We start from the raw sequence: 15055 nt of genomic DNA on the forward strand, positions 1-15055 counted from the left end.
CTTGACGTTCAAATGCAAACAATTATCAAATGCTGGCTTCGCCCGTTAGCTGATTGGGTGCTCTGTACGATGCCAGACAGGGTTTATCTGTCACATCCATGAGTGCTTGAGTGGCCCTGCCCTTGGAAGGAAACCCTGTTATGCGCCTGAGTACCAGCGCTATTGCGCTTGTTGCCTCACTGCTGGTCAACCACGGGGCGCAAGCCTCTGAACTGCCACAACGCTGGGTCAGTGCCGGTGGGGCGCTATCGGAATGGGTGACGGCGCTGGGCGGTGAGTCAAAGCTGGTGGGGGTGGATACCACCAGCCAGCATCCAGTATCGCTCAAGGCGTTGCCGAGCATCGGTTATCAGCGCCAATTGTCGGCAGAAGGGATTTTGAGCCTGCGCCCGCAAGTGTTGGTAGGTACCGAAGAAATGGGCCCACCGCCGGTGCTGGCGCAGATTCGCGGCGCGGGCGTGCAGGTGGAGATGTTCTCGGCAGAACCGGATTTGCCGACCTTGAAAGGCAACCTTCAGCACCTGGGCAAACTGTTGGGTAATGAAGCCAAGGCCAACGAATTGTTTGCTGGATATGAACAAAAGCTCGATCAGCAGCAAGCCTGGGTCGCCAAGGCCCAGACCACGCAAAAGGCGCCGGGTGTACTGCTGTTGCTCGGGCATGCAGGTGGCAAGCCGCTCATCGCGGGCAAGGACACGGCCGCCGATTGGATGTTGCAACAGGCGGGCGGGCATAACCTGGCGACCCACACGGGCTATAAGCCGTTTTCGGTGGAGTCGCTGGCCGGTCTGAGCCCTGATGTGCTGGTGTTTGCTGATCGCGCCCTCACCGGCGATGCGGCGCGGGCGGCTTTGTTCAAGGAAAACCCGATTTTGGCATCTACCCCGGCCGCCAAAAATGGCCGCGTGTTTGAGCTGGACCCGACCCTGCTGGTCGGCGGGCTCGGGCCGCGCCTGCCGCAAAGCCTGGTGCAATTGTCTGCCGGGTTTTATCCGTCCCAGGCTAAACCTGCCCAATGACGACTCTGGTTAAACCGAAAACGCTGTTTATCGGGCTGGCGCTGTTATGCCTTCTGGCAACCTGGCTTTCATTGGCCTTGGGGCCGGTCAGCCTGCCGTTGGTGGATACGCTCAAGGCCGCTTTGCGCCTGATGGGCGTACCGATTGAAGCACAGGGCCTGGAGCAGGCCGAATTGATCCTGGGGCAGATTCGTTTGCCGCGAACCTTGCTGGGTTTGGCGGTGGGCGGTGTGCTGGCATTGTCGGGCGTGGCGATGCAGGGTTTGTTTCGTAACCCGTTGGCCGACCCGGGGTTGGTCGGTGTGTCCAGCGGCGCAGCGCTGGGTGCGGCGATTGCGATCGTGGGCGGTTCATTATTTGGCGGCCTGCCGGATGCGTTCGGGCCATACCTGTTGTCGTTATGCGCGTTTCTTGGCGGTTTGGGCGTTACGGCGCTGGTTTATCGCCTGGGGCGCCGCAACGGCCAGACCAACGTCGCAACGATGCTGCTGGCTGGTATTGCTCTTACGGCGCTCGCCAGTTCGGCGGTGGGGCTGTTTACCTATCTGGCCGATGACGCCACCTTGCGCACCCTGACGTTCTGGAACTTGGGCAGCCTCAATGGCGCCAGCTATTCGCGGTTGTGGCCATTGTTGATGGTGAGCGCCGGTGTGGCGTTGTGGTTGCCGCGCCGAGCGAAAGCGCTGAATGCATTGTTGCTGGGTGAGTCCGAGGCCAGTCACCTTGGGATCGATGTGGAAGGGCTCAAGCGTGAACTGGTGTTCTGCACAGCCCTCGGTGTGGGCGCAGCGGTAGCGGCGGCGGGCATGATCGGGTTTGTCGGGTTGGTGGTGCCGCATCTGGTGCGCTTGTTGGCCGGGCCGGATCATCGGGTGCTGTTGCCGGCGTCTGTGCTCGCGGGCGCAAGCCTGTTGCTGTTTGCCGACTTGGTGGCGCGGCTGGCGCTGGCGCCGGCTGAACTGCCGATCGGCATCGTCACGGCCTTTATCGGCGCGCCGTTTTTTCTTTATTTGTTGTTGCGAGGGCGCGCGTGATGCTGCGAGTAGAAGCGTTGCAGATCCGGCGTGGCGATAAAACCGTGCTGGCAGATGTCACCCTGGACGTGTTGCCGGGTGAGGTGCTCGGTGTGCTCGGCCCTAACGGAGCAGGCAAGAGCACGCTGCTCGGTGCCTTGTGCGGCGAGCTGAAGCCGGATCAGGGCAAGGTGTGGCTGGATCAGCAAGCCTTGACGGACTGGAGCGGGCCGCAACGTGCCCAGCGCCTGGCGGTGTTACCGCAGACCTCCACGCTGGATTTCGCATTCCGTGTCGAGGAGGTTGTCGGCATGGGCCGCTTGCCCCATCAGACCGGGCGCGTGCGTGATGACGAAATCATCGAGGCAGCGCTGCACGCGGCAGATGTGGGCCACTTAAGCGGCCGCAGCTACTTGGCGCTGTCGGGGGGCGAACGCCAGCGTGTGCATCTGGCGCGGGTGCTGGCGCAGTTATGGCCCGGGGAGGCAGGGCAGACACTGTTGCTGGATGAGCCGACGTCGATGCTCGATCCATTGCACCAACACACGACCCTGCAGGCCATACGTACCTTTGCTGACCGCGGCGCTGCGGTGTTGGTGATTCTCCATGACCTGAACCTGGCGGCGCGTTACTGCGACCGGATTCTATTGCTGGAGCAGGGGCGCCCACATGCGTTGGACACGCCGGCGCAGGTGATGCGGCCTGAGCCACTTAAAGCTGTGTTTGGTTTGGATGTGTTGGTGCAGCCACACCCGGAGCGTGGGCATCCGTTGATCATTGCGCGCTGAGTCGGCTTTTTATAGATAGCTTTTCATAGGCAAAAAAAGACCCGGCAAGAGCCGGGTCAAATAACCGTGATTAGCCTGATGAGGAGATAATCTGAGAGTCCGAACCAATGGTCTTTCAGTTATCGGCTGATCTCGCGACCAGTTGTGATAATCATAACGATTCTCATTTGAGAGTCAACCTCTGTTTTTCAACGCTCTGCGGTTTTTCTCAAACGTGCGTTCGAACTGCCCGTAAACATTGGGAATTCTTGCAGACCTAAATCTTCTGACGCGCTGAAATCGCCTCCAGCTGACGGTTCAATGCTTCCTTGCGCTCCGTCGGGATGTCGTTCCAGTGCACGTCCATCAAGGCACCTTCGATTGCATACAGCAGCACTTTCGAGGCCCGAAAGCCGCGCGTGCGCACGGCTCGGTAGGCATCGACAGCTCCCAGGCGACGTAAGTCGGACGCGCTGTGGATGCCCACCGCATGCAGCCACTGCGCTGACGTCTTGCCCAGGTTTTTCAGGTGTTGCAGCTCATCGTTCATCAAGCCTCCTTGCGACGGCCGATTGGTGCGGTGGGTATCGTGACCAGGCAGGCCTGAAAAGGAGTGTAGCGCTCAGTAGGAAAAGCGTGGTTCTTTGGCCAGGAACGGCTGAAAAGCTTATAAGAATTTTTGCGGGTAATGCCGACAAGCAGGCAGGAGGCGCCCGCTACGCGTGAGGCGTAGCTGGGGCCCGAAAGATCAGGTTACTTGGTGCGGTAGCGCAGGCGAGTACCGAAATTGACCGACATGAGGATCTCGTCAGCGGTCAGTTCGGGGGAGAAGTAGGTGCCGGAAATCTGTGCATGGGCCAGGCTGGCGCCTTCCAGTGAGCACTCGCGCAGGTCCAGGCCGCGCAGGTCGGCAGAGCGGAAGTAGGCATCGGTGAAATCCACGCCCGTGGCGTTCAGGTCACGCAGGTCCAACCCACGGAAGTCGCCGCCACGCATGTCGATGGTGCCGTCTTTGGGGCGTTCCTGGTTGAAGCCGCGGATGTCGTCTTTATGCAGGAGTGCGTAGAGCGGAGTATCAAGAAGCTTGGGCTGACTCATGACGGCGACTCCTGTTGGAATTATGACGCCATTATAGTGCCACTATTGCTCGGTCGTGCACCGAAGATCGGTGACACGACCAAGAAATATTTCTTACAGGCCCGGCAGGCGCTGGCGAATGTGCGCCACCAGAGCGTCGAGTGTGCCGCTCTCGTTGGTTTCCACGCGTTTGCTCAGCAGCAGCTCTTCGGCGGTCAGCGGGTCACGGTTGGCCTGTTGTTCTTCGATAATGCTGAGTGTCGCGTCGGAAGGATCGTTTTTATCCGCCTGACGTTGCGCCAGCCAGCTGGCGATAACGGCTTGCGGTGCGTTGCAATCAAGGATCAGGAAGGGCGCACCGGTTGCCTCGGCAACCTTGGCGGCGGCATTGCGTTGTGCGCTTTTCAGGAAGGTGGCGTCCAGCACCACTGGGTAGCCGGCGCGCAAGACGGTATCGGCAATTTCGTTCAAGCGAGCGTAGGTGGCTGCGCTGGCTTCGGCGGCGTAGATACCGGCTTGCGGAGTGTTCTCGACTTTCTGTTCACCAAACAGGCGTTTACGTTCTACATCCGAACGCAGGCGCACGGCACCCAAGGCTTCCACCAGGCGCATGGCCACGTGGCTTTTACCGACGGCCGAAACACCGTGGGTTATCGCCAGGAAGCGCGACGGAATAGTGCTGTAGCTTTCCGCCAGGTTGGCGTAGTTGCGGTATTGACGCAGGGTGGTAGCGCGTTGCACCGGGCTTGCCTCGCTTGGCATGCTGAATAACGACACCTTGGCGCGCACCAGTGCGCGGTAGGCTTTATAGAAGTTCAGCACTTCAAGGCCCTGGTAGTCACCAGTCAGTTCCAGGTACTGGCTGATAAAACGGCGCGCGAGGGATTTGAGGCCGCGGTCTTCCAGGTCCATCGCCAGGAAGGCCGTATCGGCGTACACGTCGGTGAAGCGAAACGGCTCGTTGAACTCGATGCAGTCGAAGATCACGACCTGGCCATCGATCAAAGTGGCGTTGCCCAGGTGGATATCACCGTGACATTCGCGGGTGAAGCCTTCGAGCTTGCGCTGGGCCAGCAGTGGCTTGAGGCGTTCGAAGCTGGCTTCGGCCCAGGCTTGCAGGGCTTCGAGTTGAGCCAGGTCGGCTTTGTCGCTGAGGAACGGGCGGATCTGGTCGAAGTTCTGCCGAACCGGCGCCATCACTTCATCTGGCGTGCCGGCGGGGTGGTCTTGCGGCACTTTCGGCGCAGTGAGGTGGAAGTGAGCAATCTGCTTGGCCATGTCATCAATGTGCGCGCTGGTGACCTCGCCATTGGCTTGCAGGGTGCTGAGCAGCTGGCTCTGCGGGAATTGGCGCATTTTAAGCGCGTATTCGATGACCGGACCATCGCCGCCCAATTGCGGGGCTTCGGTGCTGCCGGTGATTGGCAACACGTCAAGATACAAATCTTCCGTCAGGCGCTGGTTAAGCCGCAGTTCTTCGCGGCAGAAGTGGCCGCGGTCGTCCAGTTGGGTGAAATCCAGAAAACCGAAGTTCATCGGCTTCTTCAGCTTATAAGCATAGGGGCCGGTCAGTATGACCCAGGAAATATGGGTCTCAATGACTTGAAACGCTTCAACCGGGTGGGGATACAAAGCCGGGTTCTGCAGGGCAGCGATCAGGGACTGGCTCACGGGCGATCCTTCAAAGTCTGGGGGAAATCATGGCCGGCATTATGGCGGTTACAGTCGGTCGTGCAAACCGCTGTCCGGCTCATGTTGATCCTTAATAAAGTGCGTATAATCCGCCGCCATGACTCGAACCCGATCTCCCCGTTCCCGTAAAAAACCTCCTTCACGCGGCCTGCGCCCGTGGCTGGGCTGGGCTATCAAGCTAAGCCTGGTAGGCCTTGTGGTGCTCGCAGGCTTCGCGGTGTACCTCGACGCCGTGGTGCAGGAGAAATTCTCCGGCAAGCGCTGGACCATCCCGGCCAAGGTATACGCACGCCCGCTGGAATTGTTCACCGGCCAGAAGTTGAGCAAGGAAGACTTCCTTACCGAACTCGACGCCTTGGGCTATCGCCGCGAACCCGTGAGCAATGGCCCCGGCGCCGCAGCGGTCAGCGGCAATACCGTTGATTTGAATACCCGCGGCTTCCAGTTCTATGAAGGCCTGGAGAAAGCCCAGCCGGTGCGCGTGCGCTTCTCTGGCGATTACGTTGCCGAGCTGTCGTCGCTCAATGGCTCCAAGTTGCCGGTGGTGCGCCTGGAACCGCTGTTGATCGGCGGTATTTACCCCAAGAACCTCGAAGACCGCATCCTGATCAAGCTCGATCAGGTGCCGCCGTACCTGCTCGATACGCTGATCGCCGTGGAAGACCGCGATTTCTACAGCCACTGGGGCGTGTCACCCAAGTCGATTGCCCGTGCTATCTGGGTCAATACGTCCGGCGGCAAGATGACCCAGGGCGGCAGTACGCTCACGCAACAATTGGTCAAGAACTTCTACCTGACCAACGAACGCAGCCTCACCCGTAAACTCACCGAAGCCATGATGGCCATGCTGCTGGAGCTGCATTACAGCAAGCAGGAGATTCTTGAGGCGTACCTCAACGAGGTCTTCGTCGGCCAGGATGGGCAGCGCGCGGTGCACGGTTTCGGCTTGGCCAGCCAGTTCTTCTTTGGCCAGCCCTTGTCCGAATTGAAATTGCATCAAGTTGCGTTGCTGGTGGGGATGGTCAAGGGGCCGTCTTACTACAACCCGCGTCGCAACCCGGAGCGTGCGCTTGAACGCCGTAACCTGGTGCTGGATGTACTCGAACAGCAGGGCGTAGCCACCGCTGAACAAGTCGCGGCGGCGAAAAAAATGCCACTGGGTGTGACCACGCGCGGCAAGCTGGCCGACAGTTCATTCCCGGGCTTTATCGACTTGGTCAAACGCCAGTTGCGTGAAGACTATCGCGACGAAGACTTGACCGAAGAAGGCCTGCGGATCTTCACCAGCTTTGACCCGATCCTGCAGATGAAGGCCGAAGCGTCGGTTAACGATACCTTCAAGCGCCTGACCGGCCGTAAAGGTTCGGATGAAGTCGAAGCAGCCATGGTCGTGACCAACCCGGAAACCGGTGAAGTGCAGGCCATGATCGGTAGCCGCCAGGCCAGTTTTGCCGGTTTTAACCGTGCGCTGGATGCGGTGCGGCCGATCGGTTCGCTGGTCAAGCCGGCGGTCTACCTCACGGCCCTGGAAAAACCGAGCAAATACACGCTGACCAGTTGGCTGTCGGATGACCCGCTGTCGGTCAAAGGGGCGGATGGCCAGGTGTGGACGCCGCAGAATTTTGATCGTCGCTCCCACGGCACCGTGTTCCTGTACCAAGGCCTGGCACATTCCTACAACATCTCCACTTCGCGCCTTGGGCTTGAAGTGGGCGTGCCGAATGTACTGAAAACCCTGGGGCGACTGGGCATCACCCGTGAGTTCCCGGCGTTCCCATCGATGCTGCTGGGCGCTGGCGCCATGACCCCGATGGAAGTGGCGACGATGTACCAGACCCTCGCCAACGGTGGCTTCAATACCCCGATGCGCGGCATTCGCAGTGTGCTGACCGCCGACGGCGAACCGCTCAAGCGCTATCCGTTCCAGATCCAGCAGCGCTTTGATGCAGGCTCCATCTACCTGATCCAGAACGCCATGCAACGCGTGATGCGTGAAGGCACCGGGCGTTCGGTCTACAGTGTGCTGCCGTCGAACCTGACGCTGGCGGGCAAGACCGGCACCAGTAACGACTCGCGTGACAGCTGGTTCGCAGGCTTCGGCCAGGATGTGCTGGCTGTGGTGTGGCTGGGCCGCGACGATAATGGCAAAACCCCATTTACCGGCGCGACCGGTGCGCTGCAGGTGTGGACCAGTTTCATGCGCAAGGCTGATCCGTTGCCGCTGAACATGCCGCAGCCGGACAACATCGTGCAGGCCTGGATTGATCCGCATACCGGGCAGGGCTCCGATGCCAACTGTCCGGGCGCGGTGCAGATGCCGTATATTCGCGGCAGCGAGCCACCTGCTGGTGCTGCGTGCGGTGGCAGTGCCCCCGCTGACGCGGACTCGGTGATGGATTGGGTCAAGGGCTGGATGCATTAAGCAAAGAGGGTTTCAAGTGAACAAGTTGTGGATTCCAGCTATTACCGCCCTGGTTATGCTCGGCGGTTGCTCCAGCGTGCAGCGCGGTTCGATTCCCGTGGTGGACTCAAGCACGAACGTTTCCAATAACGACCGTATCTCGGCCACTGGCGGTTTCCGTCAGACCGTGGTCAAGCGTCCTGCCCAAGCCACGCCTCAGGCCATACCGCAGGATTCGGGCGTGGTGGTGATGGTGCCGGGCGGCGGTGCTGCGACGTCGGCGCCGATCAGTGCCGAGCCTTGGACGCCAGGGCCAAGCACTTCGGGCCCGGTTAACGCTGCACCGATCCAAACGGCGCCGATCAACCAGGGCACCTACAACATGCCGCCATCGACGCCGAGCGGTATTCCGTCGTCTAACGCCGGTGGCCTGTCGGCTGACGAGCAACTGGACGGGCCGGTGCTGGCTTTGCTGACCACCGCCCAGCAGCAACAGTCGGGTGGTGACCTCAACGGTGCATCGTCAAGCCTTGAGCGTGCCCAGCGTGTGGCGCCGCGCGAGCCGCAAGTGCTGTATCGCTTGGCCCAGGTGCGCATGGCCCAGGGCGACGCGCCGCAAGCCGAGCAGTTCGCCCGTCGCGGCCTGACCCTGGCCAACGGTCGGCCCGACCTGCAAGCCAACCTGTGGGCTTTGATTGGTGACGCGCGTGCCGCACAAGGCGACGCCGCCGGTGCTGCCCAGGCGCGGCAAAAAGCCAAGGTCAGCCTCTGATGGATGCACGGTTTCCGGCAATTGCCGAACAGCTGTTGCTGATTGAGCGTGAGTTACGCGTGCAGGGTTGGTGGGACGAAGTGCCCCCCAGCGCTGAAGCGCTTAGCAGCGTCGAGCCGTTTTCGGTGGACACACTGGACTTTCACCAGTGGCTGCAATGGATCTTCCTGGTGCGCATGAAGCAGATCCTCGAGCAGGACCTGCCATTGCCCAATGCATCGGGGATCCTGGAGATGGCGGAGATGGTTTACGCCGATCGCCCGCTTGAAAGCATTGGCTTGCGCAATGCGCTGAAAAAGTTCGACCAATTGATCGTCGACGCTCGTTAATTGCCTGACTGCCGGGTTTTTCGGCAGTCTTGCGCACATTTCTACCGCTTGACGACATTCAGGCGAGTTTTATCCCTCCTCAAACCCCTTTAATCTTCGTTCTCATGCGCTTAGTTGGAAAAAAGCGCAATTATTGCTTGACTTGAAGGGGCTGAAACAGAAGAATCCAAAGTCCGCTGTATCGGGACTGCCAGAAGCAGGCCCGCTCAGCAGATCATGAGGCGCATATCCGCGCCGACCTGTAACACCCGCAACGCGTTACCTCGCGCTGGGTGGGAAAAGCCCGCAACACTTGGGACGATCCCAATACTTGCTCAGTCAGTGCTGACGTAGTCGGCGACCACCGTCGCTCATGCTCTGTTGAGAAGTAAACCTATTAAGACCCGTCGGTTTTTAACGGACGGTATTCTGGCGTTTTAGAGGTGAACAACGTGGAGCTTTTATCTGGCGGTGAGATGCTCGTCCGCTTTTTGCGTGACGAAGGCGTCGACTATATCTACGGGTACCCAGGTGGTGCTCTGCTGCATGTTTACGACGCACTGTTCAAGGAACCGGCTGTTACCCACATCCTGGTTCGCCACGAACAGGCCGCGACCCATATGGCTGACGGCTATGCCCGTGCCACCGGTAAAGCCGGTGTGGTACTGGTAACTTCCGGCCCAGGCGCAACCAATGCCATTACCGGCATCGCGACTGCCTATATGGACTCCATCCCGATGGTGATCATTTCTGGCCAGGTGCCCAGCACCATGGTCGGTACCGATGCATTCCAGGAAACCGACATGATCGGTATCTCCCGGCCGATCGTGAAACACAGCTTCATGATCAAGCATGCGTCGGAAATCCCGGAAGTCATGAAAAAGGCGTTCTACCTCGCACAGTCCGGTCGCCCGGGCCCTGTGGTGGTTGATATCCCTAAAGACATGACCAATCCGGCCGAGAAATTCGAATACGTCTTCCCCAAGAAAGCCAAGCTGCGTTCCTACAGCCCGGCCGTTCGTGGGCACTCGGGGCAAATCCGCAAGGCGGCAGAAATGCTCTTGGCGGCCAAGCGCCCAGTACTGTACTCCGGCGGCGGCGTGATTCTGGGCGGCGGTTCTGCACCTTTGACCGAGCTGGCCAAGCTGCTCAACCTTCCAGTGACCAACACCTTGATGGGCCTCGGCGCATTCCCGGGCACGGACCGTCAGTTCGTCGGCATGCTTGGCATGCACGGCAGCTACACCGCCAACCTGGCCATGCACCACGCTGATGTAATCCTGGCGGTAGGCGCGCGGTTTGATGACCGTGTGATCAACGGACCGAGCAAGTTTTGCCCGAATGCCAAGATCATCCACATCGACATCGACCCGGCGTCCATCTCCAAGACCATCAAGGCCGATGTGCCTATCGTAGGTCCGGTAGAAAGCGTGCTGACCGAAATGGTTGCGGCGCTCAAGGACATCGGCGAAACGCCGAACAAGGAATCGGTTGCCAGTTGGTGGAAGCAGATCGACGAATGGCGCGGTGACCGCGGCCTGTTCCCTTATGACAAGGGCGACGGCAGCATCATCAAGCCACAAACCGTGATCGAAACCCTGTGCGAAGTGACCAAGGGCGACGCCTTTGTGACCTCCGACGTGGGCCAGCACCAGATGTTCGCCGCGCAGTACTACAAGTTCGACAAGCCTAACCGCTGGATCAACTCCGGTGGCCTGGGCACGATGGGCTTTGGTTTCCCTGCGGCCATGGGTGTGAAGCTGAGCTTCCCGGACACCGACGTCGCCTGCGTGACGGGTGAGGGCAGCATCCAGATGAACATCCAGGAACTGTCGACGTGCCTGCAGTACGGTCTTCCGGTGAAGATCGTGTGCTTGAACAACGGCGTGCTGGGCATGGTTCGTCAGTGGCAGGACATGAGCTACAACAGCCGTCACTCCCATTCCTACATGGAATCGCTGCCGGATTTCATCAAGTTGGTTGAAGCCTACGGCCACGTCGGCATGCGCATCACCGATTTGAAAGATCTGAAGCCGAAGATGGAAGAGGCGTTCGCCATGAAGGACCGCCTGGTGTTCCTCGATATTCAAGTGGACACCAGCGAGCACGTCTACCCGATGCAGATCAAAGACGGCTCTATGCGCGACATGTGGCTGAACAAGACGGAGCGTACCTAATCATGCGGCACATTATCTCCCTGCTTCTGGAGAACGAACCCGGCGCTCTGTCTCGTGTTGTCGGCCTGTTTTCGCAACGCAACTACAACATCGAAAGCCTCACCGTGGCGCCGACCGAAGACCCGACCCTGTCGCGCCTGACGTTGACGACTGTTGGCCACGATGAAGTGATCGAGCAGATCACCAAGAACCTCAACAAGCTGATCGAAGTGGTCAAGCTGGTCGACCTGTCGGAAAGTGCCCACATCGAGCGCGAGCTGATGCTGGTCAAGGTCAAGGCCACGGGTGCCCAACGTGCCGAGATCAAACGCACCACCGACATTTATCGCGGGCAGATCGTCGATGTGAGCGCCAGCGTTTATACCGTTCAACTGACCGGTACAAGCGACAAGCTGGACAGCTTCATCCAGTCGATCGGGACGGCCTCGATTCTGGAAACGGTACGCAGTGGTGTCACCGGGATTGCCCGTGGCGACAAAGTACTCAGCATCTAACTCAAATTAGTGAATGGCCTTACGGCCTGGATATATAGAGGAACCTCATGAAAGTTTATTACGAAAAAGATTGTGACCTGTCGATCATCCAGGGCAAGAAAGTCGCCATCATCGGCTACGGTTCCCAGGGCCACGCCCAAGCGTGCAACCTGAAAGACTCCGGCGTTGACGTGACTGTTGGCCTGCGCAAAGGCTCGGCCACTGTTGCCAAGGCTGAAGCCCACGGCCTGAAAGTGACTGACGTTGCTTCCGCCGTTGCCGCTGCCGACCTGGTCATGATCCTGACCCCGGACGAGTTCCAGTCCGCGCTCTACAAGAACGAAATCGAGCCGAACATCAAGAAAGGCGCCACTCTGGCCTTCTCCCACGGTTTCGCGATTCACTACAACCAGGTTGTGCCACGCGCTGACCTCGACGTGATCATGATCGCGCCGAAAGCTCCGGGCCACACCGTGCGCTCCGAGTTCGTCAAAGGCGGCGGCATCCCTGACCTGATCGCGATCTACCAGGACGCATCCGGCAACGCCAAGAACGTGGCACTGTCGTACGCAGCTGGCGTTGGTGGCGGTCGTACCGGCATCATCGAAACCACCTTCAAGGACGAGACCGAAACCGACCTGTTCGGCGAACAAGCCGTACTGTGCGGCGGTACCGTTGAACTGGTCAAAGCCGGTTTCGAAACCCTGGTTGAAGCTGGCTACGCGCCAGAAATGGCCTACTTCGAATGCCTGCACGAACTGAAGCTGATCGTTGACCTCATGTACGAAGGCGGTATCGCCAACATGAACTACTCGATCTCCAACAACGCCGAATACGGCGAGTACGTGACCGGCCCGGAAGTCATCAACGCCGAATCCCGTCAGGCCATGCGCAACGCCCTGAAACGTATTCAGGACGGCGAATACGCCAAAATGTTCATCAGCGAAGGCGCTACCGGCTACCCTTCGATGACCGCCAAGCGTCGTAACAACGCCGCTCACGGTATCGAAGTGATCGGCGAGCAACTGCGCTCCATGATGCCGTGGATCGGTGCCAACAAGATCGTCGACAAAGCCAAAAACTAAGTCGCACGCTTCAAGGGAAAACGCGGCTTAGGCCGCGTTTTTTCGTTTGCGGGCGGGTTCTGGTATAAAGCTGCATCGTTTGCGGGCGAACACGCGCTGCAAGTATTTGTCGAATTCTTTTCACACCGTTGCAAGGTAAAGTCCATGACCGAACGTCCCGAAGAGCCAAACCAGGCCTCTGACGCCGAAAGCCTGCTACCGATCGATGAGCATGTCGAAGAAGGGCATGATGCGGAAGGTCGCAAGGTCCGGCATCGTGGTATCTATCTTCTGCCCAATCTGTTCACCACGGCGAACCTGTTTGCCGGGTTCTACTCCATCATCAATTCCATGAGTGCGCAAAGCGCATTGGCGGCAGGTGATGCGGCGAGTGCCAGCAAGTATTTCGGCTTTGCGGCTATCGCGATCTTCGTGGCCATGGTGCTCGACGGCCTGGATGGTCGGGTGGCGCGCATGACCAATACCCAAAGTGCTTTCGGTGCCGAGTACGACTCGCTGTCGGACATGGTGGCCTTCGGCGTTGCGCCGGCACTGCTGGCGTTCGCCTGGGCGCTGGGTGATATGGGCAAGGTCGGCTGGATGGTTGCCTTCATCTATGTCGCCGGCGCGGCGTTGCGTCTGGCGCGCTTTAACACCCAAGTGGGTACTGCTGACAAGCGTTACTTCATCGGCCTGGCCAGCCCGGCGGCGGCAGGTGTGGTGGCAGGTATCGTCTGGGCGTTCAGTGACTACGGCATCCAGGGTTCGAAGATGTCGTTCCTGGTGGCCTTGATGGTTGCAGCCGCCGGCATGCTGATGGTCAGCAACATCAAGTACAACAGCTTTAAGGAGTTCGACCTCAAGGGGCGCGTGCCTTTCGTGGCGATCCTGGTGGTGGTGCTGGTGTTTGCGGTCGTCTTCAGTGATCCGCCGCGTATTCTGCTGCTGGCCTTCCTGGTGTATGCCGCGTCGGGGCCGGTTCAATACCTGCTGCACCTGCGCCGCGACAAAACATTGCCTTAATGTAATTTCCCCCATACTCCGCAGTCTATTGGTGCATCAGTTCTCCAATGCTGCGGAGTTGCCATGTTAATCAAGATCCCCAAAGCGTCCGATTGTCACGAATCGGATGTCACGCCTGAATCCTTCTATCTTTCGCGACGCAGCTTGCTCGGCGGTGCGCTGGCCGGTGTTGCTGCCACTGCGTTACCACGTTGGGCCAGTGCCGAAGATGCCGCGCGTTATGCCGATGTCGAGCCGGGCAATGCCCCAGGCTGGTTCGCCGACAAACTGCCCAATACCCAATGGCAGGCGGTTACGGTAAAGGACGAAGCCATTACCCCGTTCAAGGACGCCACCCACTACAACAACTTCTATGAGTTCGGTACGGACAAGGGCGACCCGGCGAAGAACGCCGGTTCACTCAAGACCGAACCCTGGAGTGTGGTGATTGATGGGGAAGTCGGTAAGCCTGGGCGCTATGCCCTGGAAGACTTCATGAAGCCTTATCAATTGGAAGAGCGTATCTACCGTCTGCGGTGTGTCGAGGCGTGGTCGATGGTAATCCCGTGGATGGGCTTTCCTATTTCAGCCTTGCTCAAGCAGGTTGAGCCGACCGCCAAAGCCAAGTACATCCGCTTTGAAACGCTGCAGGACCCCAAAAGCATGCCGGGGCAGCGCTCCAGCTTCGGCTTGATCGACTGGCCTTATGTAGAAGGGCTGCGTCTGGATGAAGCAATGAATCCGTTGGCAATCCTGGCCGTGGGTATGTATGGGCGGGAGCTGCCGAACCAGAACGGTGCGCCATTGCGTCTGGTAGTGCCGTGGAAGTACGGCTTCAAGAGCGTGAAGTCGATTGTGCGGATCAGCCTGGTCAGCGAGCAGCCAAAGACGACTTGGCAAAGCATTGCGGCCAATGAGTATGGGTTCTACGCGAACGTGAATCCGACCGTCGACCATCCGCGCTGGACCCAGGCGCGCGAGCGCCGCTTGCCGAGCGGCCTGTTCAGCCCGAATGTGCGCGAGACGCAGATGTTCAACGGCTATTCGGATGAGGTCGCTTCTCTCTATACGGGCCTCGACCTGCGGAAGAACTACTGATGCGTTATCCGATCTGGCGTATTGGCGTCTTTATAGCTGCGGCGATCTGGCCATTTTTCTGGCTGTATGAGGCCTGGAGCTCTGTGCTCGGGCCTGATCCAGGCAAAGTGTTGATGGATCGGTTGGGGCTTGGGACCCTGATCCTGTTGCTGGTAACGCTGGGTATGACGCCGTTGCAGAAACTCAGCGGGT

Annotated in this window: 15 protein-coding genes (1 of these 15 cut by a window edge); 12 read left to right on the forward strand and 3 right to left on the reverse strand. The window is 59.3% G+C overall.

Going from position 1 to position 15055, the window contains the following annotated elements; translation table 11 throughout:
* The first annotated feature begins 140 nt into the window (after positions 1-140).
* The 3 genes from P5706_RS04965 to P5706_RS04975 are packed head-to-tail and all read left to right on the forward strand — an operon-like array spanning position 141 to position 2820.
* Positions 141-1019, forward strand: coding sequence for a heme/hemin ABC transporter substrate-binding protein (locus P5706_RS04965; RefSeq protein ID WP_285678674.1), 879 nt, complete (start codon positions 141-143; stop codon positions 1017-1019).
* Complete coding sequence (locus tag P5706_RS04970) at positions 1016-2053, forward strand: FecCD family ABC transporter permease (RefSeq protein WP_200431528.1); 1038 nt, start codon at positions 1016-1018, stop codon at positions 2051-2053. The genes P5706_RS04965 and P5706_RS04970 overlap by 4 nt, the downstream gene beginning before the upstream one ends.
* A complete protein-coding gene (locus P5706_RS04975; protein ID WP_285678675.1) occupies positions 2053-2820 on the forward strand; it encodes a heme ABC transporter ATP-binding protein in 768 nt (255 codons plus the stop codon). The genes P5706_RS04970 and P5706_RS04975 overlap by 1 nt, the downstream gene beginning before the upstream one ends.
* Positions 2821-3076: 256 nt before the next feature.
* Here P5706_RS04975 and P5706_RS04980 read toward each other — a convergent pair whose 3' ends face one another.
* From P5706_RS04980 to P5706_RS04990, 3 genes are all read right to left on the reverse strand, one after another.
* Positions 3077-3349: a TfoX/Sxy family protein gene (locus P5706_RS04980; protein ID WP_017139226.1), complete on the reverse strand. Its 273-nt coding sequence runs from the start codon at positions 3347-3349 to the stop codon at positions 3077-3079.
* A 203-nt stretch (positions 3350-3552) separates the two neighbouring features.
* On the reverse strand, positions 3553-3897 hold the full coding sequence (locus P5706_RS04985; protein WP_056859776.1) for a pentapeptide repeat-containing protein: 345 nt from the start codon (positions 3895-3897) through the stop codon (positions 3553-3555).
* A 93-nt stretch (positions 3898-3990) separates the two neighbouring features.
* On the reverse strand, positions 3991-5547 hold the full coding sequence (locus P5706_RS04990; protein ID WP_200431530.1) for a bifunctional aminoglycoside phosphotransferase/ATP-binding protein: 1557 nt from the start codon (positions 5545-5547) through the stop codon (positions 3991-3993).
* A gap of 118 nt (positions 5548-5665) precedes the next feature.
* Here P5706_RS04990 and mrcB point away from each other — a divergent pair, with 118 nt between their 5' ends.
* From mrcB to msrQ, 9 genes are all read left to right on the forward strand, one after another.
* Positions 5666-7990, forward strand: a complete 2325-nt coding sequence (gene mrcB / locus P5706_RS04995; protein ID WP_099547652.1) for a penicillin-binding protein 1B — start codon at positions 5666-5668, stop codon at positions 7988-7990.
* A 16-nt stretch (positions 7991-8006) separates the two neighbouring features.
* Positions 8007-8741, forward strand: coding sequence for a tetratricopeptide repeat protein (locus tag P5706_RS05000; RefSeq protein ID WP_200431531.1), 735 nt, complete (start codon positions 8007-8009; stop codon positions 8739-8741).
* On the forward strand, positions 8741-9070 hold the full coding sequence (locus P5706_RS05005) for a YqcC family protein (protein ID WP_017139221.1): 330 nt from the start codon (positions 8741-8743) through the stop codon (positions 9068-9070). Before P5706_RS05000 ends, P5706_RS05005 begins: the two co-directional genes overlap by 1 nt.
* 431 nt (positions 9071-9501) lie before the next feature.
* Entirely contained in the window at positions 9502-11226 is a 1725-nt protein-coding gene (locus P5706_RS05010; protein ID WP_099547656.1) for an acetolactate synthase 3 large subunit, read from the forward strand.
* A gap of 2 nt (positions 11227-11228) precedes the next feature.
* On the forward strand, positions 11229-11720 hold the full coding sequence (gene ilvN, locus P5706_RS05015; protein ID WP_003176102.1) for an acetolactate synthase small subunit: 492 nt from the start codon (positions 11229-11231) through the stop codon (positions 11718-11720).
* A gap of 47 nt (positions 11721-11767) precedes the next feature.
* A complete protein-coding gene (ilvC, locus tag P5706_RS05020) occupies positions 11768-12784 on the forward strand; it encodes a ketol-acid reductoisomerase (protein ID WP_056859781.1) in 1017 nt (338 codons plus the stop codon).
* Positions 12785-12928: 144 nt separating this feature from the next.
* Positions 12929-13786: a CDP-diacylglycerol--serine O-phosphatidyltransferase gene (pssA, locus tag P5706_RS05025; protein ID WP_017139220.1), complete on the forward strand. Its 858-nt coding sequence runs from the start codon at positions 12929-12931 to the stop codon at positions 13784-13786.
* A 63-nt stretch (positions 13787-13849) separates the two neighbouring features.
* Complete coding sequence (gene msrP, locus P5706_RS05030; RefSeq protein ID WP_138813837.1) at positions 13850-14863, forward strand: protein-methionine-sulfoxide reductase catalytic subunit MsrP; 1014 nt, start codon at positions 13850-13852, stop codon at positions 14861-14863.
* Positions 14863-15055: the 5' end (the start) of a protein-methionine-sulfoxide reductase heme-binding subunit MsrQ gene (gene msrQ, locus P5706_RS05035; protein WP_017139218.1), read on the forward strand. Its footprint extends 428 nt past the window's final position; only the first 193 of its 621 coding nucleotides appear in the window; its start codon is at positions 14863-14865; its stop codon lies beyond the right edge, outside the window. The genes msrP and msrQ overlap by 1 nt, the downstream gene beginning before the upstream one ends.

The sequence above is a fragment of the Pseudomonas sp. ChxA genome (assembly GCF_030263855.1).
Classification (GTDB): domain Bacteria; phylum Pseudomonadota; class Gammaproteobacteria; order Pseudomonadales; family Pseudomonadaceae; genus Aquipseudomonas; species Aquipseudomonas fluorescens_CB.